The following is a 25,762-nucleotide window of genomic DNA, read 5'->3' as shown; positions in this document are numbered from 1 at the left end:
GCGGAAGCTTGAGGAGCGTTAAAGTTTCAGCAAAAAAGTGCCCCGAAATGGTGCAGTCACTGCAGAAATTGACTGTGGTAAAAAAACCATACTGCCGAGCCGCCGACGCTCGCGAGGTGGAACGGACTGTTGCAAACGGGCAAATTTTTGCACCATGGATCGGGGCGGTAAGCGTCAGCTATAATCGGGGTTTCCTGCGGGCCCGCTGCCCACTCTCCGAACAAACTTTAATATGGCAATTTCGATCAAGACCCCCGAAGACATCGAAGGCATGCGCATTGCCGGCCGCCTGGGCGCCGAAGTGCTCGACTACATCACGCCGTTCGTCAAGCCGGGCGTGACCACCGGCGAACTGGACCGCCTGTGCCACGAATACATGGTCAACGTGCAGGGCACGGTTCCAGCACCGCTGAATTACGCGCCGCCCGGCTACACGCCATACCCGAAGGCGATCTGCACGTCCGTCAACGACGTGATCTGCCACGGCATCCCCGGCGACAAGGTGCTGAAGAACGGCGACGTGGTGAACCTGGACATCACCGTCATCACGAAGGACGGCTACCACGGCGACAACAGCCGCATGTTCTACATCGGCGAGCCGTCGATCCTGGCCAGGCGCCTGACGGAAATCACGTATGAGTGCATGTGGCTCGGCATCGCCCAGGTCAAGCCGGGCAACCACTTCGGCGACATCGGCCATGCGATCCAGCTGCATGCCGAGAAGGCCGGCTACAGCGTGGTGCGCGAGTTCTGCGGCCACGGCATCGGCAAGGTGTTCCACGAGGAGCCGCAAGTGCTGCACTACGGCAAAGCCGGCACTGGCGAAGAACTGAAGCCCGGCATGATCTTCACGATCGAGCCGATGATCAACGCGGGCCGCCGCGAGATCCGCGAAATGGGCGACGGCTGGACGATCAAGACGAAGGACCGCAGCCTGTCGGCCCAGTGGGAGCACATGGTGCTCGTGACGGAAACGGGCTACGAGGTGCTGACCGTGTCGGCCGGCACCCCGCCGCCGCCGGCGTTCATCGGCAACAGCGTCGCCGGCGCCAAGGCCGCGGCCTGACGCCATGTCCGCCCACGCCATCGACTCGCGCGACCAGCTGCGCAGCCAGCTGAAGCTGCGCCTGAAGGCCGACCGCCAGGTCGTCATCGCCACGTTCCGCGCCGACGGCAAGCCCGAGAAGCTGCTGATCGGCCTGCGCCAGAGCGTGGATGCGGTGCTGACGCAAGCGTGGGAAGCGGCCGGCCTGCCCCCGGAAACGGCGCTGGTCGGCGTGGGCGGCTATGGCCGCGGCGAGCTGTTCCCCTGCTCCGACGTGGACGTGCTGATCCTGCTGCACCAGCCGCCTGACGAATCGACCCGCCACCGGCTCGAGGAATTCGTGCAGCTGCTGTGGGACCTGGGCCTGGAGATCGGTTCGTCGATCCGCACGGTGGAAGAATGCCTGGCCGAATCGGCGGCCGACATCACCGTGCAAACGAGCCTGCTCGAAGCGCGGCTCGTGACGGGCAACCGCGCCGTCTTCGAGGAGCTGCAGCGTCGCTACGACGCGGCGATGGACCCGCAGGCGTTCTTCCATGCGAAGACCAGCGAGATGCGCCAGCGCCACGCGAAGTACGAGGACACCGCGTTCTCGCTCGAACCCAATTGCAAGGAAAGCCCGGGCGGCCTGCGCGACCTGCAGGTGATCCTGTGGGTGGCCAAGGCGGCCGGCCTGGCTTCGTCGTGGCGCACGCTGGCCACGCGCGGCCTGATCACGCAAACCGAAGCCCGCCAGCTGATGGAAAAGGAGCGCGCGTTCAAGGACATCCGCGTGCGCCTGCACCTGCACGCGGGCCGGCGCGAAGACCGCCTCGTGTTCGACGTGCAGACGGCGATCGCCGAGAGCCTGGGCCTGCAGACGACCGGCAGCGGCGTCCACATGCGCCGCGCCAGCGAATACCTGATGCAGCGCTACTACTGGGCCGCGAAGACCGTCGTGCAGCTGAACACGATCCTGCTGCAGAACATCGAGGCGATGCTGTTCCCGCAGGACGGCGAGCCGCGCCCGATCAACGAGCGCTTCAACGAAGTGAACGGCTTCATCGACATCGCCGGCGACGACGTGTACGAAAAGACGCCGTCCGCCATCCTCGAAACGTTCGTGCTGATGACGGAACGCCCCGCGCTGAAAGGGATCACGGCGCGCGCCACCCGGGCGCTGTGGCACGAGCGCTTCAGGATCGATGCGGCGTTCCGCTCCGATCCGGTCAACCGCGCCTACTTCCTGCGCATCCTGCAGGCGCCCTCCGGCATCATCCACGCGCTGCGGCGCATGAACGAGCTGTCGATCCTGGGCCGCTACCTGCCGAACTTCCGCAAGATCGTCGGCCAGATGCAGCACGACCTGTTCCACGTCTACACGGTGGACCAGCACATCATGATGGTGGTGCGGAACATGCGCCGCTTCACGATGACGGAGCATGCGCACGAATACCCGTTCTGCAGCCAGCTGATGGCGAACTACCCGCAGCACTGGCTGCTGTACGTGGCCGCGCTGTTCCACGACATCGCCAAGGGCCGCGGCGGCGACCATTCGAAGCTGGGCGTGGCCGATGCGGTGCAGTTCTGCCAGGACCACGGCATGGGCACCGAGGAGACGGAGCTGGTCGCCTTCCTCGTCGAGCAGCACCTGACGATGTCGCAGGTGGCGCAGAAGCAGGACCTGTCCGATCCGGACGTGATCGCGGCGTTCGCGAAGACGGTGAAGGACGAGCGCCACCTCACGGGTCTGTACCTGCTGACGGTGGCGGACATCCGCGGCACCAGCCCGAAGGTGTGGAACGCGTGGAAGGCCAAGCTGCTGGAAGACCTGTACAAGATGACGCTGCGGGTGCTGGGCGGCGAGCCCCATTCGGCGGACCGCGAACTGAAGAACCGCCAGCAGGAAGCGCTGGCCACGTTGCGGCTGTATGGCCTGCCGCCGCAGGCGCACGAGCCGTTGTGGCGGCAGCTGGACATGGCGTACTTCCTGCGCCACGACGCCTCCGACATCGCCTGGCAGACGCGCGCGCTGTACGATCGCCTGAACAGCGAGAAGCCGGTCGTCAAATGCCGGCTGGCGCCGATCGGCGAAGGCTTGCAGATCGCCGTCTACATCCAGGACCAGCCGGACCTGTTCGCGCGCATCTGCGGCTACTTCGATCGCAAGAACTTCTCGATCCTCGATGCGAAGATCCACACGACGAAGCACGGCTACGCGCTGGATACGTTCCTCGTCACGGAGCAGAGTTTCGCGAAGAGCTACCGCGACATCATCAGCCTGATCGAACACGAGCTGTGCGACCTGCTGCAATCGCAGGAACCGTTGCAGCCGCCAGTGCGCGGCCGGCTGTCGCGGCTGTCGCGGACGTTCCCGATCCAGCCGACGGTGGACCTGCGGCCGGACGAACGGGGCCAGTACTACCTGCTGTCGGTGACGGCGAACGACCGCACCGGCCTGCTCTACTCGATCGCGAACGTGCTGACGAAGTACCGCGTCAACCTGCACACCGCGAAGATCATGACGCTGGGCGAGCGCGTCGAGGACGTGTTCATCGTCGATGGCGCGAGCCTGGCGAACGCGCGCACGCAGATCCAGCTTGAAACCGATTTACTGGAAGCCCTGAAAGTCTGAAGTCTGATGTCTGCGAATTTTGAACAATCTTTGTTACGGCTGTCGAAACGCATGTCCGAACTGGGCCTGTGTTCCCGGCGCGAAGCCGATGAGTGGATCGCCAAGGGGTGGGTCCGCGTGGATGGCAAGGTCGTGTCCGAACTGGGCACGAAGGTGTACCCGAGCCAGAAAGTCACCGTCGAGCGGCAGGCCGCCGCCGAGCAAAGCAAGCGGGTGACCATCCTGATCAACAAGCCGATGGGCTACGTCAGCGGCCAGGCCGAGGATGGCTACAAGCCGGCCGTCACGCTGATCCGGCCGGAAAACCGCTGGAGCGGCGACACGTCGCCGGAGCAGTTCCACCCGACCCAGCTGAAAAGCCTGGTGCCGGCGGGCCGGCTCGACATCGACTCGGTCGGCCTGCTCGTGCTGACGCAGGACGGCCGCATCGCGAAGCACCTGATCGGCCAGGATACCGAGATCGACAAGGAATACCTGGTGCGCGTACAGTACACCAAACCGGGCAAGCTGCCGGACGCGGACCTGAAAAAGCTGAACCACGGCCTGTGGATGGACGGCAAACCGCTGCTGCCGGCGAAGGTGCGCTGGCAGAACGACGATCAGCTGTCGTTCACGCTGCGCGAGGGGAAGAAACGGCAGATCCGCCGCATGTGCGAGATGGTCGGCCTGAAGGTGATCGGCCTGAAACGGGTGCGGATCGGCCGCGTGAAGCTGGGCGAATTGCCGACCGGCCAATGGCGCTACCTGAACGCCGACGAAAGATTTTGATCTGCGTTTATAGCCTTGTTGCAACAATCGTTGTTTCAGATGTACCAAATGCTGCTATCCTAGTGCGCTGACCACCGCCAAATGCCATGAAAGCACCTGCCAAGACCCAACGCGAGCGCCTCTCATGGCTGGAATCGCCGGCTGTACGCAAGTTCAGCGCACAACTGCGCCCGAAATGGACCGCGCTGCGGGTGTTCCGCGGCGGCCTGAAGGGGTACATCAAAGGGGAAGCAATGAGCAACCTGTCGATAGCGAACAACGATGTAGCCGCCGGCGCCAATCCCGGCCAGGGTTCGGGCCGTCTGCCCCTGCGGCCGTCCGACATCGTCGAACGGATCGCGATCTCGGCCGCGTCGCACGAGATGACCGACGCGGAGGCGATCGGCGAATCGCTGCAGCGCCTGGCCGAACAGGGCCGGCCCGTGACGATCTACCCGGCCGGCGCCGAACCGGTGCTGGCGCGGATCGCGTCCGTGGACCCCGAGTCGTCCCGCTTCACGTTGGAGCTGGACCACGGCGCAAGCTTGCCGCCGGGCCGCTGCACGTTCGTCACGTGGCTCGACGCGGCGCGCTTCCAGTTCGAGCTGACGTCCACGTGGACGCCGCTGCCGGGCCAGCCCGGCCACGTGCCGGCCGACTTCCCCACCCATTGCACGGTCTTGAACCGCCGCTCGGCCAACCGGCTGGAAACGCCGCTGGCCGGCAATTTCCTTGCGTCGTTCGTCCTGTTCGGCAATCCGTATGAATTGCAGCTGTACGATGTGGCAGTCGGCGGCATCGGCATGCGCTGCTCGCCGCGCGAAGCGACCGGCCTGCATCCCGGCCGCAAGCTGCAACGGGTGCGGCTCGAGCTGGGTGACGCCGTCGTCATCTGCGACCTGGAAATCCGCCTGGCGCGCCGCTTCCGCTCGTTCCTGCTGGGTGAGCAGGTGCAGATCGGCTGCCGCTTCGTCAACCTGTCGCCGGCCATGCAGGCCGAGATCGACAAGGCGATCAGCCGCATGACGTTGGCGCGCCGCTAACCCGCCGGCGCCGCCAGCCCGGCCTGCGCTGCCAACGGCAAGCGCACCCGCGCCAGCAGGCCGGCGCCCTCCCTCTCTTCCTCCCGCGCTTCTTCCAATACGACCGCGCCACCGTGCCGCTGCACGGCGGCCAGCACGATGGACAATCCGAGCCCGCTGCCGCTCTGTGTCTGGCGGGGATCGCGGAAGAAGCGGTCGAACACGCGTTCGCGCAGTGCCGCATCGATGCCAGGGCCCTCATCGGCCACCGTCAGCACGGCCATGTCGCCATCGCGGGCGAGGCGCACGTCGACCGTTCCGCCGTCGGGGCTGTACTTGATGGCGTTGTCGACGAGGTTGTCGATCAGCGACGTCAGGCTCTCGCGCCAGCCATGCACCGCGAGGCCCGGCTCGGCGGCCAGCGCCAGTTCGACGCCGCGCGTGTCGGCGATGCCGGACAGTGTGGCCATGCGGTCCTGCAGCAGCTCGTCCAGCGCGACGGGGCCCGCTTGTTCGGGGCGCGACGCGTCGCTGCGCATCAGGTTCAGCAACTGGCCGACGAGGCGCGTGGCGCGCGCCACGCCGCTGACGACGCCGGCGAGCAGCTCGCGCTGGCGCGGCTCGACGGCCTGCGCCTGCAATGCCTCGACATTGACGCGCATCGCCGCCAGCGGGGTACGCAGTTCATGCGCCGCGTCGGCGATGAAGGCGCGCTCGCGTTCACTGGCCTCTTGCAGGCGGCGCATCAGCGAGTTGATGTTCTCGACCATCCCGGCCAGTTCGCGGTGGCGCGGCCGGAACGCCAGCGGCGCCAGGTCGCGCGGCCCGCGCGACGCCACTTCCGCCGCGACGCGATTCCATGGCCGCAGCGCCAGCCGGATCGACAGCCACGCGGGAATCAGCAGGAACGGAATGCTGATCAACAGCGGCAGCAGGTACAGCCCGTGCGAGTTGAGCGTGATGAAGATGCTGAACGGGTCGGCCGGCACGATCAGCGTCATGCGCAGCCCGGTGCGCGGCGAGACCTTCGTGCGTGCCCGCCATTTCTTTCCGTCCGCGTGCAGCATTTCGATCGCACCGATCCGCCGCGTCGTCAGGTGCTCGGGCGCGCCCGCGCTGCGGTACAGCACGCGGCCACCCTGCTCGAACACGAGCTTCGGTCCGAGGCCGGCGTCGATTTCCTCGCCGAGCGCGAGCTCGACGTGGCGGAACGCGTCGAGCTGGCGCGCCGGCTGGTCCGCCAGGTGGTCGGCCACGGCAAGCACGGCGTCGTACAGCCTGTCCTCTTTCAGCGAGGCCTCGTCCTGCCCGCCCTCGTAGGCGACAAAACCGACGCCCAGGCTCCACAACAGCGCCAGCAACGCGACCTGGGCGAGCAGCAGCCGGCGCATCAGGCTCGGTCCCACCAAGGCGGCACAGTACGTGCGCAGCGCCATCATCGCGCCGGCTCCTGGTCGATCACGTAGCCGACGCCACGCACCGTGCGGATATAGCCCTCGCCGACCTTGCGGCGCAGATTCGCGATGTGCACGTCGAGCGAATTGCTGGCATTGGCCTGCGAGCCGGGCAGCGCCTGCTCCTCCAGGCAGCGGCGCGTGACGACGCGGTCCGCCCGCATCACCAGCGTTTTCAACAGCACGTACTCGCACGCCGTCAGGTCGACCGGCCGGCCCTGCACCGTCACGCGGCGCGTCGGCACGTGCAGGCACAGGCCGCGCAGCTCCAGCGTCGTGCCGTCGAAGCCATAGCTGCGCCGCGCCAGCGCGCGCACCCGCGACAGCAGCTCGGCCAGCTCGAACGGCTTGACGAGGTAATCGTCGGCGCCGGTATCGAGGCCCAGCAGGCGGTCCTGCAGCGCATCGCGCGCCGACAGGATCAGCACTGGCAAATCGCTGCGGCCGCGACGCAGGCGCGCCAGCAGGTGCAGGCCGTCGCCATCGGGCAGGCCGAGATCGAGCAGCACGAGATCGCAGCGCTCGCCATCGAGGTACTCGTCCGCCGCCTGCAGATGCCGCACCCACACCACATCCATGCCCTGGTCAGCCAAAGCAATGCGCACGCCGTTCCCCAGATCCAGGTCGTCTTCGATCAGCAGTATCTTCATGGCCGCTATTAGACCAGACGCGACTGAAGAAAGCCTAAAGACGAGCGAGCCCGCCGGCAATGTTTCCAAATTCGAGGGACTGTCCCTCGAATTTGGAAACATTTTGCGCCCCGCTTTGACCTGTCGCGAGAACTCGCAGCGAACGGCACGCAACGCATCACAACTTGAGCGCCATCGTCAAGCGCCCCATGGCACACGCAATAAAATTTCCAAAATTCGGGGACAGTCCCTTGTTGTTTAGCGACCAGCTCAGCCGGGGTTTTGCCTTCATCTTCTCTTCATCCGCGGATCAGGTTCACTTCATGCGCGCTCGCGACACTGGCGGCTCTGAAACTTTTGGGATACGCAATGAACCGGAACTGCCTGACCGCCGCCCTCCTCCTTGCCTGCGCCACCTTGGCGAGGGCCGAAGACAATGTGCTGACACTGGCCGGCGGCATCGCTGGCGCCGCCCGCTACTCGGGCGCGGACGACTACGTGATCGGCCCGCTCGTCGGGATCGACTACCAGATGGCCAACGGCTTCTATGCCAGCACGATGCGCGGCATCGGCTACGGGCAAGCGGTGGGGCCGGTGCATCTGTCGGCGGCGCTGGGGTATCGCGGCGAGCGCGCGGAGAAGAATCGCAATGGCGTCGGCGGTGCCAGCGGCAGCCCCGCGCTGCGCGGCATGGGCGACGTGAAGGGCGGCACCACCGCCGTCCTCGGCGCCAGCTGGAGCGTCGTCGACGGCCTCGAGCTGGAGCTGCACACCGAACTGCCGCTGTCGCACCGGGAGAACGGCCGCGCGCTCGGCGTCGGCCTGACGGGCACGCTGTTCCAGCAGGAGCGCGACCACGTGACGATGAGCCTTGCTGCAAAGCTGGGTGACCGCGATTACATGCAGACCTACTATGGCGTCAGTGCGCAGCAGTCCGCCCGCTCCGGCTACCGCGCGTACCGCCCCAACGCGGGCCTGCACGAGATGGAGCTGACGATGACGTGGCGCCACCAGTTCGACAAGCGCTGGGGGATGACCGCCACGGCCGGTGTCGTCACGCTCGTGCGCGACGCGGCAGCCAGCCCGATCTCGAAGAAGGACCGGTCGGCGACGGGCGCCCTGTTTGCCACCTACAGCTTCTGACGATACCCGCTCACAGCACGTCCAGCGGCACCGGCCCGCGCGGCGGCGGGAAGGCGGTATCGAGCAGCGCCACGTCGTCGTCAGTCAGCACGATGTCCAGCGCGGCGCGGTTGGCCCGCACGTGCTCGGGGTTGACGGCCTTCGGGATCGCGACGACGCCATCCTGCCTGCACAGCCATGCCAGCGCGATCTGGGCAGGCGTGGCGCCGTGCCGCTGCGCCACCTCGCGCAGCACCCGATCGTCAAACAGGCGGCGCTGCTCGCGTCGGTCCGACTCCAGCGGCGAGTACGCCATCACGGGAATGCCGTGCGTGCGGCACCACGGCAACAGGTCGTATTCGATGCCGCGCCGGCGCAGGTTGTACAGCACCTGGTTTGCCGCGATCGCCGGGCCGCCGGGCAGGTGCCAGGCCTCCTCCATGTCGGCCCGGTCGAAGTTGCTGACGCCGTACGCGCGGATCTTGCCGGCCTGGCGCAGCGCTTCGAAGCCCTCCAGCGTTTCGGCCAGCGGCACGCCGCCGCGCCAGTGCAGCAGGTACAGGTCGATGCGGTCGGTGCCGAGGCGCGCCAGGCTGCGCTCGCAGGCACGCTGCACGTCGTCGTAACCCGCGTTGTGCGGATAGACCTTGCTGACGATCGTCACCTCGTCGCGCCGGCCGGCGATCGCCGCGCCGACGATGCGCTCGGCGCCGCCTTCGCCATACATCTCGGCCGTGTCGATCAGCGTGATGCCCAGGTCGAGGCCGAGGCGCAACGCACGCACCTCGTCGTCGCGGCGCGACGCGTGCTCACCCATGGCCCATGTACCCTGCCCCAGCCTGTGACTGTCGATGCGATTCATATGCCGAACGCCTTCGCGGAAAGTGTGTAGGTAAAGGCAAACAGGAACAGCACGAAGCACAGCAGCGATACCAGCACCAGCACCGCACCGGAACGGCGCGGCAATACCTTCTGCAGGCCGGCTGTCAGCGTCTCGAAAGCCAGCGACAGCACCAACATCACCGCGGGCGCCTGCCAGTACAGCAGCGCGGCAAGCAGCCCCTGTTCCAGCGCGTTCCAGCCAATATACCCCTTCAGCACGACGCCGGGCGCGACGAACGTGAACGGCAGCGCCGCCACCGTCATCACGAGCTTGGCGTACATGAACTCGCGGATGGGGGGCGGCCGGTCGCGCAGCACGCTGCCGAAGAAGAAGCGTACGCCCGGCCGGCCCAGGCGCATGGCCAGCACCGCGAGACCCAGCGCGAAAGGAAGCAAGGCGCACAGCCACAGCACAAGGATGGTCGACGGCGCCAGCCACGCAGTGTCGAGAAGGATGGCGAGCGGCGGCGGCTCGCCCAGCGCGGCCACGCGGAACATCGCCAGCACCTGCACCGCCAGCAGCGCCGCGACGCATTGCTTGAGCACGAAGCCCGCGCGGGGAATGAACATCAGGCCCTCGGCTACCGCGAGGAAGATGGCAGCCGCCAGCAGCAGGCGCCATGGCGCGGCGCCCAGCAACGCGAGGGCGGCGACGGCGGCGTTGAGGATGTCGGCCGCCGTCATCGCGTCTTACGCGTCGATGCGGCGCGCCGAATTGGCGGCCCAGCGATACAGCCCGACGAGGATCGCCGCGGCGACGGCCAGCGCGATCAGCATGCCCGTCGATTCGTCGATGCCGGCGCCGATGGCCAGCGGCTCGCCCTTGCCGGTCGTGACGATCAGCGCGGCCAGCGCCACGTTGAACAGGCTCTCGCCGACGATGAAGCCGGACATCACCAGCACGCCGACGCGCGACGCGGCTTCGCCATACGTCTTGCCGCGCATCGCCTTCTCGAAGTAGTAGCCGGTCAGCGCACCGACGACGACGGGTGCCGTCACGGCCGAAGGCAGGTAAACCGCGAGGCCGACACCCAGCGGCGGCAGGCTGTATTTGCCGGCGCTGCTTTTCTTCAGCGCGAAATCGATGGCGACGAGGATCAGGCCGATCACGGCGCCCCAGCCGATCAGGTGCCACGGCAGGTCGCCGCCAATGACACCACGCGCCAGGGTCGAGATCAGCGTGGCCTGCGGCGCGGCCAGCGGCTGGTCCGAGATCGCATTCTGGTTCGGCGCGCCGGCAAAGCCGTAGGCCTGGTTCAACAGGTCCAGCACCAGCGGCACGACGCACGAACCGGCGAACACGCCGATCACCAGCGCGACCTGCTGCTTCCACGGCGTGGCGCCCACCAGCTGGCCCGTCTTCAGGTCCTGCAGGTTGTCGTTGCCGATCACGGCGACGGCCAGCACCACGGTCGTCACGAACAGTGCGAACGCGATCAGCGCCTGGCTCGTTTCCGGGCCCAGCACGGAGCGGCCGACGAAGCCCACCGACGTGGCGGCACCGAGGATCGTCAGGATCGCGATGCCCGACACGGGCGAGTTCGACGAACCGATCAGGCCCGCCATATAGCCGCACACGGCGGCGGCCAGCAAGCCGGCGATCAGGATGTAGCCGATGCCGACGGCGACCAGCGGCGTCGCCACCGAAGCCAGTACGCCGCCTTCGAGGAACGCGGCCAGCAGCCAGCCGGCCGGCACCATCGCGATCAGCGTGACGAGGCCGACGATGAAGATCGGCATGTCGCGCTCTTCGCGGGGAATCGCCGCGCCGCCATGTTTCGCGGCACGCGATGCTTCCAGCGCCGACTTCAGGCCGCCGATGACAGGCTTGGCCAGCGTGGCCAGCGTGACGATGGCGGCGGCACCGATCGTGCCGGCGCCCATCATGCGCACCTGCGTGCTCCACACGCCGAGCGCATGGTCCGCGACGGACGCGCCGGCCGCCATCGGCGTCGACAACGTCAGGATCGGCACGAGGATGCCCCATGCGATCACGAGGCCGGCCAGCATCGCGATGCCGACGGTGATGCCCATCAGGTGGCCGGCACCGACCAGCGCCAGCGAGCTCGAAGCACCCAAGCCGGTGGCACCGCTGCCGGCGCCGAAGCGGAAGTAGTAGGCGACTTCACCGGCGATGATCTTGGCGGCGGCCAGCAGCGCGAACAGCGCGGAAGCCAGCGTGCCCCAGATCACGGCCAGCAGGCCGGCCTTGCCCTCCTGGGCGCCGGAGCGCGACTGCGTGCCGACCTTCAGCACCTCGGCGGCGGCAACGCCTTCCGGATACGGCAGCTGCGATTGCGACACCAGCGCGCGGCGCAGCGGAATCGTGTACATCACGCCCAGCACGCCGCCGATCGCACACGCGCCGAACACGGGCCAGAACGGGATCTTCGCCCACCAGCCGATCATCAGCAGGCCAGGCACGACGAAGATGACGGAAGCGAGCGTGCCGGCGGCCGACGCGATCGTCTGCACGATATTGTTTTCCTGGACCGTCGCATCCTTGAACGCGGACAGCAGCGCCATCGAGATCACGGCCGCCGGGATCGACGTGGCGAACGTCAGGCCGACCTTCAGGCCAAGATAGACCTGGGCGGCCGTGAAGACCAGCGTGATCAGGATGCCGAGGACGATGCCCCGCGCCGTGAATTCAAGTGGATTGGACGAAGAGGGTTGGGTCATCCTGGGTTCTCCCGATAGCCTGGACTTGTGATCCGGATTGTTATGGATTCAATGCTGGCCGGGATATTACGCCAGTTTGGCACGGCCGCCAACGTTCTCGGCCGTCGGGGCAATCACATTAATCGTCGTCGCCCGGATCGAGATCCGGGAACATCACACTGGTATAGCCGAACTGCGTGAAGTCGCGGATGCGCATCGGGTACAGGATGCCGTCCAGGTGGTCGACCTCGTGCTGCACGACGCGCGCATGGAAGCCGTCGGCATCGCGCACGATAGGCTCGCCGTAATGATCGAAGCCTTCGTAATGGAGGCGCGTGTAGCGCGGCACGCTGCCGCGCAGGCCGGGCACGGACAGGCAGCCTTCGAAGCCCTCCTCCATCTCCTCGGACAACGGCGTCAGCACGGGGTTGACCAACACGGTCTCCGGCACTTGCGGCGCGTCCGGGTAGCGGGTATTCGACTTGAAGCCGAAGATCACGACGCGCAGGTTGACGCCGATCTGCGGCGCCGCGAGGCCGGCGCCATTGGCCGCGTGCATCGTGTCGAACATGTCCTTGACCAGCGCGCGCAAGGCCGGCGTATCGAAGTCGCGCACGGGATCGGCGCGGCGCAAGAGGCGCGGATCGCCCATCTTCAGGATCTCGCGGACGGTCATAACGTCTCCTTGATTTGCGCGACGAACTGGGCGAAGTCCGGCCCCGTCTCGGGGTGCTTCAAGCCCATCGCGACAGTCGCCTTCAAGTAGCCGAGCTTCGAGCCGCAGTCGTAGCGCTGGCCTTCGTAGCGATACGCCAGCACGCGCTCGTGGCGCAGCAATGCGGCGATGCCGTCGGTCAGCTGGATCTCGCCGCCGGCCCCCTTGCCCAGGTGTTCGAGGAACTCGAAGATGCGCGCCGACAGCACGTAGCGGCCGACGACGGCCAGCGTCGACGGCGCCTTGTCGGGCGCCGGCTTCTCGACGATGCCCGTCACCAGTTCCAGACGATCGCGGTATGGCGCGGCGCTGACGATGCCGTACTGGCGCGTGTTCTCGCGCGGCACGTCCTGCACGGCGAGCAGCGTGGCGCGCTCGAAGTCGTAGCGCTCCGTCATCTGCGCCAGCACGGGGGCGACGCCGGTGGCGGTATCCATGAAGTCGTCCGCCAGCAGCACGGCGAACGGCTCGTCGCCGATGATCGGCTTCGCGCACAGCACGGCATGGCCGAGACCGAGCGGCGCCTGCTGGCGGATGTAGATGCAATTGACGTGCTTCGGAATCACGTTGCGCACGAGCTCGAGCAGCTCGTGCTTCTGCGCCGCCTCGAGTTCCGCCTCCAGCTCGTAGGCCTTGTCGAAATGATCCTCGATCGCCCGCTTGTTACGGCCCGTGATGAACACCAGATCCGTGCACCCCGCCGCCACGGCTTCCTCGACCGCGTACTGGATCAGCGGCTTGTCGACGATGGGCAGCATCTCCTTCGGCTGCGCCTTCGTCGCCGGCAAAAAACGGCTGCCCAGGCCAGCCACGGGGAAGACTGCTTTGCGTATCGGTGTCATCGTCGCTTTCTCAGCTAAAAGCTTTCCCAAACCGAGGGACTGTCCCTCAATTTTGGAAATATTTCCCAAATTCGGGGACAGTCCCCATGGTTCAAGCAACAGATTCTGTTGGTTTTCCGCCGCATCCGGCGCAGCGCAGCGCAGTGCGACGCCGACATCCGCGCCGATCTCGGCGCATTCTCGCCCAACCGCTGCCACTACGTCGTGTTGCCAAAATTCGGGGACAGTCCCTCGATTTTGGAAATATTTCCTGAATCGAGGGACAGTCCCCGAAATCGGGCAACAAAAATTGTGGTTTATTTGCCCAGCAGCGCGAGCAGTGCGGCTTCGTCGAGGATCGTGATTTCCAGTTCCTCGGCCTTCGCCAGCTTGCTGCCCGCTTCGGCGCCGGCGACGACGTATGACGTCTTCTTCGACACCGAGCCGGACACCTTGCCGCCCGCCGCTTCGATCAGCGCGGCGGCGGCGTCGCGCGACAGCGTCGGCAGCGTGCCGGTCAGCACGAACGTCTTGCCCGTCAGCGGACCTTCGTCAAGCGCCGCTTCCGGCAGCTGGTCGAGCAGTTCGCGGCGCAGTGCGGACAGGTTCATCAACAGGTCGCGATTGCCCTGCACCGCCATCCACTCTTCCAGCGACGTCACGACGGTGGCCGGCAGTCCGAACACGTCGAACACCTTCAGGAACGCCAGCGCTTCCAGGGTCATGCCGTCGGCCAGCAGCTGCCGGGCGCGCGGCTCCGTCAGTTTCGGGATGCCCAGCGCCGCCAGCAGACTTACTTCGTCGAGCTTCTCGCGCAACTGCGCTTTCGGCGGATGCTCGCCCTGCGGTGCGACGCCGGCAGCCAGCAGCGCGTCGATCGCCTGCTGGTTCTTTTCTTCCGCGAAGAAGTCGGCGATCGATTCGGCGACGGTGCCGCCGATGTCGGGCAGCACACGCAGCAGCGCGGCCGGCGCGCGCCTGATCAACTCAAACTTGCCGAGCCAGTCGGCCAGGGTCTTCGCCGTCGATTCGCCCACGTGGCGGATGCCCAGCGCGAACAGCAGCCGCTCCAGCGGCGGCTTCTTGCTGGCCTCGATCGCGGCCAGCAGGTTGTCGGCCCACTTCGTCGCGATCTTGCCCTGCTTGACCGTCTCGGGCGTCGTGCCGTCGCGCTCATCGGCCAACTGCTTCATCTTCAGCAGATCGTCCAAGGTCAGCTTGTACAGGTCCGACACGCCGTGGATCAGGTTGCACTCGACGAGGCTGTCGATGTAGCGGTCGCCCAGACCTTCGATGTCCATCATCCGCCGTCCCGCGAAGTGGCGGATCGCTTCCTTGCGCTGCGCCGCGCACGTCAGGCCGCCGGAGCAGCGCGCTACCGCCTCGCCTTCCTCGCGCACCACGTGCGAGCCGCATACGGGGCACGTGGACGGCAGCACGTACGGCGCCGGTTCCGGCGATGGACGCTTGTCCAGCACCACGGCCAGCACTTCGGGAATCACGTCGCCGGCACGGCGGACAATCACCGTGTCGCCGACGCGCACGTCCTTGCGGCGCACCTCGTCCTCGTTGTGCAGCGTCGCGTTCGTGACGGTCACGCCGCCGACGAACACGGGCACCAGGCGCGCGACGGGCGTGATCGCGCCGGTGCGGCCCACCTGCACCTCGATCGCCTGCACCGTCGTCAGTGCTTCCTCGGCCGGGAATTTATGCGCCAGCGCGAAGCGCGGTGCGCGCGACACAAAGCCCAGCGCACGCTGGTCCTCGACGCGGTTGGTCTTGTAGACAACACCATCGATCTCATACGGCAGCGTAGGCCGGGCCTTGCCGATCCGCTCGTAAAAGCCGATCAGGCCATCCTTGCCCCTGACGACGTCACGCTCGGGCGCCACCGGCAGGCCCAGCGCCGCGTACCAGTCCAGCAGCGCCGAGTGCGTGGCCGGCATCTCCGCGCCGACCAGTTCGCCGATGCCGTATGCATAGAAGCGCAGCTTGCGTTGCGCGGTGATGCGCGAATCGAGCTGGCGCAGCGCGCCGGCCGCCGCGTTGCGCGGGTTGACGAATTCCTTCTGGCCCGCGGCGCGCTGGCGTTCGTTCATCGCCGCGAAATCGGCCTTGAACATCAGGACCTCGCCGCGCACTTCCAGCACCGCCGGCAGGTCTTTACCATGCAAGCGCAGCGGAATCGACTTGATCGTGCGGATGTTCGCCGACACGTCCTCGCCCGTGTACCCATCGCCACGCGTGGCGGCCTGCACGAACACGCCGTTCTCGTAGCGCAGGTTGATCGCCAGGCCGTCGAATTTCACTTCGCACGCGTAGTCCACCTGCAGCGCGTCGAGGCCTTCGCGCACGCGGCGGTCGAAGTTCTCGATGTCTTCATCCGTGAAGCCATTGTTCAGCGACAGCATCGGCACCGCATGGGTGACGGCCGCGAACTCGCCCAGCGGCGGCGCGCCCACGCGCACGGTCGGCGAATCCGGCAGGCGCAGTTCCGGGTGCGCTTCCTCGATCTGCTGCAGCTCGAGGAACAGCTTGTCGTACTCGGCATCCGGAATCGTCGGCGCATCGAGCACGTGGTAGGCATGCAGATGCTTGTTCAGCTCCGCCGTCAGCTGTGCGGCCCGTTCGGCCGGCGTGTGCACACTCTTCGTCATGTCAGTTGAACAGGCGCAGCGCGCGCGTCGAGCCTGCGGGGATGTCCGAAGCTTCCATGTCCGCGTAAAAATCCTTCACCTGGCCGGCGATCTCGGCGATCGCCGCGTCCGACAGCGGCTGGTTGTAGTCGTCGACGATGATCGCGTCCAGGCGCTGCACCAGCGACTTCGCACAGGCGATCATCGCGCCGAAGCCGTCGCGTGCCGGCGCCACGCATGGCACGTCCAGCAGCAGGGTCAGGCGCGCCGTCGTTTCCTCGGCCGGCGACACGTTCGTCGACAGCGTGAACAGCTGGCCACCCTCGCCGTCCGGCATCACGAAGCGGCCGTCCGGACGCACGTCGAAGCCCTGCTTTTCCAGCGCGCCGATCAACGTGCTGATCGCCCACGGCGCGCCGTTCGCGGCCAGGTTCACGCCCAGCTGCGCATCGTGCGCGGCCACGAAGCGGTGCAGGTTCTTCGCCTCGGCCATCACTTCGATCATGTCCGGGATCTGCGGCTCCGCGCCGATCTCGTCGGCGATGCCGCGCAGGCGCGTCACCAGTTCCGAGTATTCCAGTTCGTTCAGCGCCGTGGTGCGGCTGGCCAGTTGCACGCCGCCCTGCAGCTTCGTGTAGACGGTGCCATGGTGGATCGGCTCCCAGTCGCCACTGACCGCCAGGCCGATGTAGTGCACCGGCTTGCTGCCGACGAGGCGCAGCTTGTGCAGCACCGGCAGCAGCTTCTCGCCGCGCAGCGGGGCCTCGAGTTCGAGCGGCAGCAGGCAGTCGATCAGCGGATCGACGAGCGCCGTCGCCTCCTCGGCCGGGGGTGCCACAGGGGGCGCCGGATCGGCAGCGCGCGCCGGCACCGGCGGTGCGACCGCCGGCTCCGCGGCAGCGGGTGCCGTCTCCGCGAGCTCCGGGCGCTGCACGTCGTCGGCGACGACGCTCGGCGCCACCACTTCCTCGTGCGGCGGCTGCGCATAGGCGCCGGAGCCGGGATCGACCATCGGCACGTCGCCCAGCGTGAAGCTCGGCTCGGCGCGGCCGGCCGGTTCGGCGGACAGGTCGAGGCCCGGCTCTTCGCCGCGGCGCATCAGCACGTCGTCATGCTCGGACGCGAACGCGCGCTCGACGCTTTTCTTGGCCTTGTGCTCCTGCCATTTGTTGTAGATGAAAACGCCGGCGACGAACACGCCCGCTGCGGCGATCAAACTGGTCTGGAAATCTGTCATGCTGCTTGTGCCTCGGAAGCGAAGTTGACGGCGGCTTCCATATCCACCGCCACGATGCGCGATACGCCCTGCTCCTGCATCGTCACACCGATCAGTTGAGTGGCCATCTCCATCGCGATCTTGTTGTGCGAGATGAAGAGGAATTGGGTCTGGTCGGACATCCGTTTCACCATACGGCAGAAACGTTCCGTATTGGCGTCGTCCAGCGGTGCATCGACCTCGTCGAGCAGGCAGAACGGCGCCGGATTCAGTCTGAACATCGAGAACACGAGGGCCGTCGCCGTCAGCGCCTTTTCGCCGCCGGACAGCAGGTGGATCGTCGCGTTCTTCTTGCCCGGCGGCTGCGCCATCACCTGCACGCCGGAGTCGAGGATCTCGTCGCCGGTCATGATCAGCTTGGCCTGGCCGCCGCCGAACAGGATCGGGAACAGCTCGGAGAAGTGACCGTTGACCTTGTCGAACGTCTCCTGCAGCAGGTCGCGCGTCTCCTTGTCGATCTTCTGGATCGCGTCTTCCAGCGTCGTGATCGCCTCGACGAGGTCGCGGTTCTGCGCGTCGAGGAAGTTCTTGCGCTCCGACGCTTGCGCCAGCTCGTCGAGCGCCGCCAGGTTGACGGCGCCGAGCGCGGCGATCGCATTGGTCAGCCGCGTCACTTCGCCCTGCAGGTATTGCGCCTTCATGTCCGGATGCAGCTTGGCGGACAACGCCGCCTCGTCGGCCTGCGCCTCGGCCAGCTGCTGCGCGAACTGTTCCTGGTTCAGGCGCGCGGCCTGCTCCTTCAGCTGCATCTCCATGATCTTGTCGCGCTGCGGCTGCAGGGTGCGCTCGCTTCCCATGCGCGACTCCTCGGCATGGCGCAGCTGCTGCGTGATCTGGTCCAGCTCATGGCGCGCGTCCGCCAGCGCGCGTTCCTGCTGCGTGCGGCGCTCCAGCAGGTCCTGCAAGCCTTCGTGCGCCGTGCCGGCCTCCAGGCCCGCCAGTTCCAGCTCGCCGGCCGCCAGGCTTTCGGCCACCTGGGCCGCCTGCGTCGTCGCGGTGACGATATTGCGGCGCAGTTCCTCGATGCGGCTCTTCGCGGACTTTTCCGCGAACTCCGCTTCCTGCGCGCGGCGCTCCAGCTCGCGCAGCGCTTCGCGCGCATCGGCCAGGCGCTGCTCCTTCAGCTGGAAGGCCTCTTGCCCTTCCTCGTGGGCGCCCTGCAGATTGCCGAGCTCCATGTCGAGCTGTTCGAATTTTTCTTCCGACTCCAGCTTGACCTGCATCTGCTCCGCTTCCTGCGCCGCGATCTCGGCCAGGTCCGTGTCGATCTGCGTGCTGCGCTGGTTGAAGCGCGCCTCCACTTCGGAAAGCTTCACGACGTCCAGCTGCAGCGCATGCACGGCGCTCGTCAGCGACTGCACCTTCTGGCGCAACTCGGCCAACTGGCGCGTGTGATTCGACAGCGCCGCTTCGGCACGCACGGAACGGGCGCGCGCTTCCTCGGCCAGCATCGCCTGCGCACGCAGCTGCTTCGTGATGTTGTCGATTTCCTGCTGACGGCCCAGCATGCCCTCCTGCTCGGAGTCGGCCGCGTGGAAGCGTACGCTGGACACCGTGATGACATGGCCCTGGCGCGTGACGAAACAGCCGCCGGCCGGCAGTTCGGCGCGGTGCGCAAACGCCTGTGCCGCATCCTCGGCGAGGAACACATTGTGCAGCCAGTCCTGCAGCACGCCGCGCAGGCCCGGGTCGTTCATCTTCAACAGGTCGAGCAGCGGCTTGAAGCCCGCCGGCGCCGCTGGTGCGGGCGCCGCGGTCACCGGTGCGAACAGCGCCAGCTTGGCCGGCGGCGCCTCGGCCAGGAAGTGCTTGGCCCATTCGATGTTCGACACCTGCAGCGCACCGGTGCGCTCGCGCAGCACGGATTCGACGGCCGCTTCCCAGCCCGGCTCGATCGCCAGCTTCTGCCACAGCCGCGGCAGGTCGTTCAGCTCGTGCTTCTGCAGCCATGGCGTGACCTTGCCCTGCGTTTGCACGCGCTCCTGCAGCTGGCGCAGCGCGGTGAGGCGCGCTTCCAGCTGCGCATTGGCCGCGTTCTCGCTTTGCACGGCGGCCTGCGCGGCGCGGCGCTCCTCTTCCAACTGCGGTTGCAGCGCAGTCGCTTCGTCGAGTTGCATGCCCGCTTCTTCCAGCGCCTGCTGCTTTTCCTCCAGCTGCCAGCGCAGGTTTTCCAGGTGCGCCGAATCGGGCATCGCGAGGCCGTTCTTTTCCTGCTGCAGGCGCTCGCGCCGCGTGGCCAGGCTGGACAGGATGTTCGACGCATTGCGCTGGTGCGCCGACTCCAGTTCGAGCTGCTGCTGCGCCTGCATGATGCGGGCCCGCGACTCCGTCGACGCCTGTTGCGCGGCGCGCCATTCCTGCTCCAGCATCGGCAGCAGTTCACCCTTCTGCTCGGCCAGCATGCGCGCTTCCTCGACCTTCGCGGACAGTTCCTCGAGATTGAATTCCGCTTCCTCGATCTGGCCGCGGTATTCCTCGGCCTGGCGCTGCCACTGATCGCGTTGCGTGGCCAGCGTGGCGATCTGCTGCTGCAACCGGGAGCGCGATTCGACGACGAACTTGATCTGCGCCTCCAGGCTGCCGATCTCCGCATTGGTCTGGTACAGCGCGCCCTGCGCCGTGTGCAGCCGGTCGCCGACGGCGAAGTGGGCTTGCCGCATCTGCTCCAGCGACAGCTCCACGCTGCGCAGCTTCGCGGTCTGCTCTTCCAGGTCCGTCTGCGCCTGCTCCACCTCGCGGAACCAGCGCGCCTGCTCGGCCTGCGCCTCGTTCCGGCGCAGCAGCCACAGCAGCTTCTGCTTCTCTTCCTGCTCGGCCTGCAGCTGATGGAATTTCGTCGCGACGGCCGCCTGGCCCTCGAGCTTTTCCAGGTTGCTGTTCAGCTCGCGCAGGATGTCTTCCACGCGCAGCAGGTTCTCGCGCGTGTCGTGCAGCCGGTTCTCCGTCTCGCGGCGGCGTTCCTTGTACTTCGATACGCCGGCCGCCTCTTCGAGGAACACGCGCAGCTCTTCCGGGCGCGATTCGATGATGCGGGCGATCATGCCCTGGCCGATGATCGCGTAGGCGCGCGGCCCGAGGCCAGTGCCGAGGAAGATGTCCTGGATGTCGCGCCGGCGTACCGGCTGGCCGTTGATGTAGTAGGTGGACGTGCCGTCGCGCGTCAGCGTGCGCTTGACGGCGATCTCGGCATACTGGCCCCATTGGCCGGACGCCTTGCCGTCGTGGTTGTCGAACACGAGTTCGACGGACGCGCGGCCGGCCGGCTTGCGGTGTGTGGAGCCGTTGAAGATGACGTCCTGCATCGACTCGCCGCGCAGCTCGGATGCTTTCGATTCGCCCAGCACCCAGCGCACCGCGTCGATGATATTGGATTTGCCGCACCCGTTCGGTCCCACCACGCCCACCAGCTGGCCCGGCACCTGGAAATTGGTGGGATCGACGAACGACTTAAATCCCGACAATTTGATGGAGGATAGACGCACGTAGGTTCAGGTTTCTCGCCCGGCGGGCTTCGGTTGCAAAGGTGGACATCATACCATCCCCGCGTTCGCAATCTGGACAAAATCGCACTGCCGTGCCGCCGCGGCGTCAGATCGACTGATGTTCCCTCTGCCAGCGCTGGTAGTCGGGCCCCGTGCGCCATGCCCGCTCGACCGGCTCGTTGCCGGACAGGTACACAGCCACCTGCCGGATCCATTTCTCGGCCGGCAGCGGCTTCGTGAACGGCATCACCACCAGCACCGGTGCGCACAGCATCACCAGCACGCGCCCGACGATGGCCGGCTGCTCGCTGCGGGCCACGCCGATGAACGCGGCGGCGGTGGCAAAGCCCACGGCACCGCCCAGCACCACTTCGGACATCGTGTGCGCATGCACCGGCACGCGCGAATAGCTGATCAACAGCGCCAGCAGCACGCCGCCGGCGAACGCGCCATACTTGGCCACCGGCTGGGCATGGCGAAACGCCAGGTAGAACACGACGGGATACACGGCGCAGGCGCGCATCGCGTGGCCCGACAAGGCGGCGAACTGCCACTCGGGAATGCCGACGCCCCAGCCGTAGTACGCGACCTTCGTCGCGACGACGGCCAGCATGCCGAACGCAAACAGCATGCACCACGACAGCGACAGCCGCCACGTGCGCCCCGCCAGCAGCCACAGCGCGACCGCGATTCCCAGCGGTCCCGTCACCGTGACGCCGCCCAGCGCCGACAGCGCCTTCCACAACAACAACATCATCATTCGCCCATTCTTCCCCGGCGCACCGAAGCGCCAACTGCCGCGTTATACTACACAACGTTTCAATCAAGCAACTAACATCGACTCAGCCTGCAAGCTCTCCACATGAAGACCGCGATCCTGTTCGTCTGCATGGGCAATATCTGCCGCTCCCCCACCGCCGAAGGCGTGTTCCGCACCCGCGCCGCGCGGGCTGGCCTGGCCGTTGACATCGACTCCGCCGGCACACATGCTTACCACATCGGCGATGCGCCCGATGCACGCTCGCAGCGGCATGCCGCGCTGCGCGGCTACGATCTCTCGGCCCAGCGCGCCCGCCAGGTCACGGGCAACGACTTCGCGCGCTTCGACCACGTGCTGGCAATGGACGAGGACAACCTGGAGGCCTTGCGGCGCGCTTGCCCGCCGGCGCACCGCCACAAGCTCGGCCTGTTCATGCAATACGCGACGCGCTCGGGCTCGCCCATCGTACCCGATCCGTATTACGGCGGCAGCGACGGTTTCGACAGGGTGTTGGATTACATCGAGGATGCTTCCGACGGCCTCATCGCGAGGCTCGCAGCATAGTGCCTTTTCATTAAGGCGCTCTTAACAGGCTCTCATGCGGCATCCTGGCCGGGGGCTGCATCGTTGACGGCGAGCGCCTGCGTCAGCGCGCGCACGACGACGCCGTCGTGCTGCAGCAGCGTCGCACTGCCGTCCCGCAGCCGCCGCGCCAGCTCGCCGGCGGGCAACGAGAACGCTTCCTGCCGCGCGCCGTTCGAGAAGATGAACAGCGAGCGCAATGGACTGATCCATGCCAGCTTGACCCGGCGCGGCGCCCCTTCCGGTCCGGCGAATTCCAGCCACGCGCCTCGCGCCAGCGCCGCCAGGGTTTCATCGTCCGCCCCGTCATCTGTGGCCTGTGTCGTCCGTTGCCGCCGCTGCGCCGCCGCGCCGGCGGCCTGCACGGACAGCTCCACACGACGCTCCGGTGCGAGGTCCAGCGGGGCGCGCACGATCGACGCGTGGCAGTCGGCCAGGTCGGCAAAGAAGCGCAACCGCTCGGCATCCTGCCACTTGATCACGTCGAGCCACTTGTTCAGCGTCGCCAGGAGCCCCGGCAGCCTGGCGATCAGCTGCTTGCGTTCCACCGCATCGATCTTCGGGCGCACGCTCCACAGCAGGTCGTCCATCGCCTGCGTGGCATGCCGCACGGCGCCCGGCTTCTCATCGTCGATGCTGTAGGCGACCGTCAGCACGTCCGTCCATTTCTCGTCGAGGAACGCCTCGACGACGGCGCCGACCTCGCCGCTGCCCAGGCGCAGCGCCACCGCATCACGTGCGGCGCGCCGTGCCGTCAGCGTTTTTTCCTGCTTCAGCGCGGCGGCGATCGGTGCGGCGATCGCCGCCGTCGCGGCAGCCTCCTCCGCCTTCAGCGCCGCCTCCAGTTCGCTTACCGCGTGGGCAAAGGCGGCCGTCACCTCGTCCGCCGCGTTGGCCTCGTTCGCGGCATGGTCGACGCTGCGGCGCATCGCCTGGTACTCGGGATCGTCGCGCCGCGCGTCGCCGCGCTGGCCCCGCTCCCAGCCCATCCGCGCCAGCAGGTCGAGCAGGCGCCGGGCCGGATGCGCATCCTCGAAGAAGAAGGCCTTGTCGGCCAGCGCCGCCTTCAGCACGGGCAATTGCAGGCCGTGCAGCAGGTCGCGGCTCTCGGGCGAGATCGCATCGTCGCGCGCCACCGTGTCGAACACGGCGGCCAGCAAATCGATCGCGCCGGCGTCGGCACGCGACAGGCTGCCGGCCGGCGCATCGCGCTTGATCGCGCCGAGGTGGAACGATGGCGCGTTCGCGGCGCCCGTTGCGGCGGGCCGCGGCAAGCCGGCCAGGTAGGCCAGCAGCCGTCCATCGACGCGCTCGGCCGGCTGGCCCGCGGCGAGGGTGTCGCCTTCGTCCGCGCTGTCCGCCGCGCCGAGGAAGTGGCGCAGCTGGCGGCGCAGTGGACCAGCCAACATGCCGTTGCGGCGCCCGTCATGTCCGGCGGCTTGCACGCGCTGGCGGTGCAGTGGCCCGGGCAGCACGCCCTTGCGTTCCAGGGCGAGGTTCAGCGCGCCGTACAGCCGGCCCAGGTCGAAGAAGCGGCCCGATTTGACGAGCGGCAGCAGCAGCGCTGCACTGCCCTCTTCCGTGTCGAACCCCGTCCACGCCTCCTGCAGCGCGGCGATGAATACCTCGGGGCGGAATGGATTGGCGCGCGGCGCCGCGCGCTCTAGCAGGTGCGCCAGGCGCACGTTCAAGGCCGCCAGCGCATCGGCATGCTCGGCATCGAACGGCCGCGCCGCGTCGCCGAGGGTCAGGCGCTGGTCCATCTCCTCATACGGGACCAGCGCCAGCGGCTGCGCGGGCGTGGGGACGACGGGAGCTTGTGGCGCCAGCTGCGCGAGCTCCAGGCGGAGTGCCCGTTCCAGGGCCCCGGAAGCGCGGTGCAGCAACGCGAAGTGGCGATCGCGCATCAGGTTGCCGGCGCGGAGCGACGCGCGCACGCCCGCCGGATCGCCGGCCATCCGGCTGCCGTCGACCAGCAGGCCCGCCAACGTCGTGCACACATCGCGGAAGTCGTCCGCCACGTGCCGCAGCGCGAGCGCGATCAGCTCCTCCAGCACCGCATGGCGGGGCGTGACGGCGTTCGTGGACGCGGTGGACGGGGACGTGGCAGGCATGATCGCGGACGGATGATCGATACCTCATTCTGCCACAGCATTTCTACAAGGCAATAGGAAAACTGAAAATACAGCGAAAATGCGGCCATGTCTGCGCACCGCGCGCAACGCCAGGCCCGGCGCAGCGGCGGACTTTACACTCGTGGTGCAAGCCCTTGTCCTACAGGCCCTTACGGTAAACTCCGATATCCGGGACCTGAGCAAAAACGCATCATTTTGCAACCGAAAACGCATTTTCCTCATGATCACGGCCTGTGCCGGACCCTGGCCGAATGCGCCCTAGGTGACTTCCTCAATCCCCTTGAAAGGAAAGCAAAATGGCCTCGAATCAGAAAAGCGGTGGCAGCAAGCAGGGTTCTTCCTCGAGCAGCTCCAAGCAGTCGGGCAATCAGGGCTCGCGTTCGGGCACCCAGGGCGGCACGCACGAGCAGCACGTCGAAGCTGGCCGTCAGAGCCACAAGAACGACAGCAAGAAATCCGGCTCCAAGAGTAAATAAGGACGCCGATCTCCTGCTGCGCATGCAGCGGCAGTGCCGTCGACATGTGCCGGCAGTCTCATGAAAAGAGCTTGGAAAGGTAGCGCCGTTCCAAGCTCTTTTGCCGTGTACGCGGCCGTGTGCGCGGAAAGTTCAGATATTCGTGACGCGCTTGCCTTTCGGCGGACGGAAGTCGGCGATCTCGTTGATCATGCCCACCTTGGCGGCATCGCGCGCGGTCAGGTGCAGGTCCGCATGGGCGTGGATGGTCCAGTGCTCTTCCGACAGCTGCACGTGCTGGCGCAGGATCGATTCGGTGCGCGCGTCGTCGGCCTGCAGGCCCTCGACGATGATGCGCAGCGCATCGGGCCGCGCGCCCGAGGGTGCGCTCGCGTGGGACTTGTGCACCATGAAGCGGGCCGTCTCGCTGGCATAGCGCTCCTGCCCGGACAGGAACAGGATCACGGCGATCGACGCAACGGCGCCGCCGTTGTACATCACGACCTTGATCGGCAAATTGGAGAGGTAGTTGTACAGGCACAGGCCATCGCTGACGTAGCCGCCGTTCGACTGCACGAGAATGTGGGCGGTCTCCACGCCATCTTCCGTCATGTCCGCCACGGCTTCGAACACGCGGTGCACCATATCGCTGTTGACATCGCCCGACAACGTAAACCAGGCTGCCCCATCCAGTTTTTGCTTATCTTCGCTCATGGTTTTTTAC

General features: G+C 67.0%; 20 protein-coding genes. 7 read left to right on the top strand and 13 right to left on the bottom strand.

The features are described from left to right. Nucleotides 1–232: 232 nt before the first annotated feature. The 4 genes from map to IP92_RS06635 all read left to right on the top strand — a co-directional run bounded on the left by map (nt 233) and on the right by IP92_RS06635 (nt 5,449). Nucleotides 233–1,066: a type I methionyl aminopeptidase gene (gene map, locus IP92_RS06650; RefSeq protein WP_145873742.1), complete on the top strand. Its 834-nt coding sequence runs from the start codon at nt 233–235 to the stop codon at nt 1,064–1,066. Between the two features lie 4 nt (nt 1,067–1,070). Further along, the gene (locus IP92_RS06645) at nt 1,071–3,659 is read left to right on the top strand and encodes a [protein-PII] uridylyltransferase (RefSeq protein WP_145873741.1); all 2,589 of its coding nucleotides are present in this window, start codon (nt 1,071–1,073) and stop codon (nt 3,657–3,659) included. Nucleotides 3,660–3,665: 6 nt separating this feature from the next. Then, nucleotides 3,666–4,427, top strand: a complete 762-nt coding sequence (locus IP92_RS06640; protein ID WP_260070651.1) for a pseudouridine synthase — start codon at nt 3,666–3,668, stop codon at nt 4,425–4,427. A gap of 86 nt (nt 4,428–4,513) precedes the next feature. Further along, nucleotides 4,514–5,449: a flagellar brake protein gene (locus tag IP92_RS06635; protein ID WP_229418663.1), complete on the top strand. Its 936-nt coding sequence runs from the start codon at nt 4,514–4,516 to the stop codon at nt 5,447–5,449. Here the strand turns inward: IP92_RS06635 and IP92_RS06630 are convergent. Continuing rightward, nucleotides 5,446–6,867, bottom strand: coding sequence for an ATP-binding protein (locus IP92_RS06630; protein ID WP_229418662.1), 1,422 nt, complete (start codon nt 6,865–6,867; stop codon nt 5,446–5,448). The genes IP92_RS06635 and IP92_RS06630 overlap by 4 nt on opposite strands. Next, entirely contained in the window at nt 6,864–7,532 is a 669-nt protein-coding gene (locus tag IP92_RS06625) for a response regulator (protein WP_145873739.1), read from the bottom strand. The genes IP92_RS06630 and IP92_RS06625 overlap by 4 nt, the downstream gene beginning before the upstream one ends. A 348-nt stretch (nt 7,533–7,880) precedes the next feature. Here IP92_RS06625 and IP92_RS06620 point away from each other — a divergent pair, with 348 nt between their 5' ends. Continuing rightward, the gene (locus tag IP92_RS06620) at nt 7,881–8,654 is read left to right on the top strand and encodes a MipA/OmpV family protein (protein WP_145873738.1); all 774 of its coding nucleotides are present in this window, start codon (nt 7,881–7,883) and stop codon (nt 8,652–8,654) included. A 10-nt stretch (nt 8,655–8,664) separates the two neighbouring features. Here the strand turns inward: IP92_RS06620 and IP92_RS06615 are convergent, their stop codons facing one another. The 9 genes from IP92_RS06615 to IP92_RS06575 form a co-directional block, all read right to left on the bottom strand. Then, a complete protein-coding gene (locus IP92_RS06615) occupies nt 8,665–9,495 on the bottom strand; it encodes an aldo/keto reductase (RefSeq protein ID WP_145873737.1) in 831 nt (276 codons plus the stop codon). Then, entirely contained in the window at nt 9,492–10,199 is a 708-nt protein-coding gene (locus IP92_RS06610) for a hypothetical protein (protein ID WP_145873736.1), read from the bottom strand. Before IP92_RS06610 ends, IP92_RS06615 begins: the two co-directional genes overlap by 4 nt. Nucleotides 10,200–10,205: 6 nt before the next feature. Further along, nucleotides 10,206–12,197 (bottom strand): OPT family oligopeptide transporter, encoded by a 1,992-nt coding sequence (locus IP92_RS06605; RefSeq protein ID WP_145873735.1) that lies wholly within the window; start codon nt 12,195–12,197, stop codon nt 10,206–10,208. 118 nt (nt 12,198–12,315) lie between these two features. Next, nucleotides 12,316–12,852 carry a peptide deformylase gene (gene def / locus IP92_RS06600; RefSeq protein WP_145873734.1) on the bottom strand — a complete coding sequence of 179 codons (537 nt, stop codon included), beginning with the start codon at nt 12,850–12,852 and terminating at the stop codon, nt 12,316–12,318. Then, entirely contained in the window at nt 12,849–13,733 is an 885-nt protein-coding gene (gene galU, locus IP92_RS06595) for a UTP--glucose-1-phosphate uridylyltransferase GalU (protein WP_145873733.1), read from the bottom strand. Before galU ends, def begins: the two co-directional genes overlap by 4 nt. Nucleotides 13,734–14,029: 296 nt before the next feature. Continuing rightward, nucleotides 14,030–16,369 carry an NAD-dependent DNA ligase LigA gene (ligA, locus tag IP92_RS06590; RefSeq protein ID WP_145873732.1) on the bottom strand — a complete coding sequence of 780 codons (2,340 nt, stop codon included), beginning with the start codon at nt 16,367–16,369 and terminating at the stop codon, nt 14,030–14,032. Nucleotide 16,370: 1 nt separating this feature from the next. Continuing rightward, nucleotides 16,371–17,585, bottom strand: coding sequence for a cell division protein ZipA C-terminal FtsZ-binding domain-containing protein (locus IP92_RS06585; RefSeq protein ID WP_145873731.1), 1,215 nt, complete (start codon nt 17,583–17,585; stop codon nt 16,371–16,373). Further along, nucleotides 17,582–21,106, bottom strand: a complete 3,525-nt coding sequence (gene smc / locus IP92_RS06580) for a chromosome segregation protein SMC (RefSeq protein ID WP_145873730.1) — start codon at nt 21,104–21,106, stop codon at nt 17,582–17,584. Before smc ends, IP92_RS06585 begins: the two co-directional genes overlap by 4 nt. Before the next feature lie 106 nt (nt 21,107–21,212). Then, nucleotides 21,213–21,866 (bottom strand): phosphatase PAP2 family protein, encoded by a 654-nt coding sequence (locus tag IP92_RS06575; RefSeq protein ID WP_229418661.1) that lies wholly within the window; start codon nt 21,864–21,866, stop codon nt 21,213–21,215. Nucleotides 21,867–21,968: 102 nt separating this feature from the next. On the opposite strand from IP92_RS06575, the gene IP92_RS06570 reads away from it, so the two are divergent. Further along, nucleotides 21,969–22,430 (top strand): low molecular weight protein-tyrosine-phosphatase, encoded by a 462-nt coding sequence (locus IP92_RS06570; protein WP_145873729.1) that lies wholly within the window; start codon nt 21,969–21,971, stop codon nt 22,428–22,430. A gap of 32 nt (nt 22,431–22,462) precedes the next feature. On the opposite strand, the gene IP92_RS06565 is transcribed toward IP92_RS06570, so the two are convergent. Further along, nucleotides 22,463–24,562, bottom strand: a complete 2,100-nt coding sequence (locus IP92_RS06565) for a DUF1631 family protein (protein WP_145873728.1) — start codon at nt 24,560–24,562, stop codon at nt 22,463–22,465. 317 nt (nt 24,563–24,879) lie between these two features. Here IP92_RS06565 and IP92_RS06560 point away from each other — a divergent pair, with 317 nt between their 5' ends. After that, the gene (locus IP92_RS06560; protein ID WP_145873727.1) at nt 24,880–25,059 is read left to right on the top strand and encodes a hypothetical protein; all 180 of its coding nucleotides are present in this window, start codon (nt 24,880–24,882) and stop codon (nt 25,057–25,059) included. A 132-nt stretch (nt 25,060–25,191) separates the two neighbouring features. Here IP92_RS06560 and IP92_RS06555 read toward each other — a convergent pair whose 3' ends face one another. Then, nucleotides 25,192–25,752 carry an ATP-dependent Clp protease proteolytic subunit gene (locus tag IP92_RS06555; protein WP_145873726.1) on the bottom strand — a complete coding sequence of 187 codons (561 nt, stop codon included), beginning with the start codon at nt 25,750–25,752 and terminating at the stop codon, nt 25,192–25,194. Between the last annotated feature and the right edge of the window lie 10 nt (nt 25,753–25,762).

It is taken from the genome of Pseudoduganella flava (genome assembly GCF_007830495.1).
In the GTDB taxonomy this organism is placed as follows: Bacteria; Pseudomonadota; Gammaproteobacteria; order Burkholderiales; family Burkholderiaceae_D; genus Rugamonas; species Rugamonas flava.
Note: the sequence above shows the minus strand (reverse complement) of the source record. Positions and strands in the feature narration are given on the sequence as shown.

Excerpts from the sequence above, each read along its gene's own strand:
- map (WP_145873742.1), top strand. The coding sequence starts at position 233 with ATGGCAATTTCGATCAAGACCCCCGAAGACATCGAAGGCATGCGCATT.
- IP92_RS06645 (WP_145873741.1), top strand. The coding sequence starts at position 1,071 with ATGTCCGCCCACGCCATCGACTCGCGCGACCAGCTGCGCAGCCAGCTG.
- IP92_RS06640 (WP_260070651.1), top strand. The coding sequence starts at position 3,666 with ATGTCTGCGAATTTTGAACAATCTTTGTTACGGCTGTCGAAACGCATG.
- IP92_RS06635 (WP_229418663.1), top strand. The coding sequence starts at position 4,514 with ATGAAAGCACCTGCCAAGACCCAACGCGAGCGCCTCTCATGGCTGGAA.
- IP92_RS06630 (WP_229418662.1), bottom strand. The coding sequence starts at position 6,867 with ATGATGGCGCTGCGCACGTACTGTGCCGCCTTGGTGGGACCGAGCCTG.
- IP92_RS06625 (WP_145873739.1), bottom strand. The coding sequence starts at position 7,532 with ATGAAGATACTGCTGATCGAAGACGACCTGGATCTGGGGAACGGCGTG.
- IP92_RS06620 (WP_145873738.1), top strand. The coding sequence starts at position 7,881 with ATGAACCGGAACTGCCTGACCGCCGCCCTCCTCCTTGCCTGCGCCACC.
- IP92_RS06615 (WP_145873737.1), bottom strand. The coding sequence starts at position 9,495 with ATGAATCGCATCGACAGTCACAGGCTGGGGCAGGGTACATGGGCCATG.
- IP92_RS06610 (WP_145873736.1), bottom strand. The coding sequence starts at position 10,199 with ATGACGGCGGCCGACATCCTCAACGCCGCCGTCGCCGCCCTCGCGTTG.
- IP92_RS06605 (WP_145873735.1), bottom strand. The coding sequence starts at position 12,197 with ATGACCCAACCCTCTTCGTCCAATCCACTTGAATTCACGGCGCGGGGC.
- def (WP_145873734.1), bottom strand. The coding sequence starts at position 12,852 with ATGACCGTCCGCGAGATCCTGAAGATGGGCGATCCGCGCCTCTTGCGC.
- galU (WP_145873733.1), bottom strand. The coding sequence starts at position 13,733 with ATGACACCGATACGCAAAGCAGTCTTCCCCGTGGCTGGCCTGGGCAGC.
- ligA (WP_145873732.1), bottom strand. The coding sequence starts at position 16,369 with ATGACGAAGAGTGTGCACACGCCGGCCGAACGGGCCGCACAGCTGACG.
- IP92_RS06585 (WP_145873731.1), bottom strand. The coding sequence starts at position 17,585 with ATGACAGATTTCCAGACCAGTTTGATCGCCGCAGCGGGCGTGTTCGTC.
- IP92_RS06575 (WP_229418661.1), bottom strand. The coding sequence starts at position 21,866 with ATGATGATGTTGTTGTTGTGGAAGGCGCTGTCGGCGCTGGGCGGCGTC.
- IP92_RS06570 (WP_145873729.1), top strand. The coding sequence starts at position 21,969 with ATGAAGACCGCGATCCTGTTCGTCTGCATGGGCAATATCTGCCGCTCC.
- IP92_RS06565 (WP_145873728.1), bottom strand. The coding sequence starts at position 24,562 with ATGCCTGCCACGTCCCCGTCCACCGCGTCCACGAACGCCGTCACGCCC.
- IP92_RS06560 (WP_145873727.1), top strand. The coding sequence starts at position 24,880 with ATGGCCTCGAATCAGAAAAGCGGTGGCAGCAAGCAGGGTTCTTCCTCG.
- IP92_RS06555 (WP_145873726.1), bottom strand. The coding sequence starts at position 25,752 with ATGAGCGAAGATAAGCAAAAACTGGATGGGGCAGCCTGGTTTACGTTG.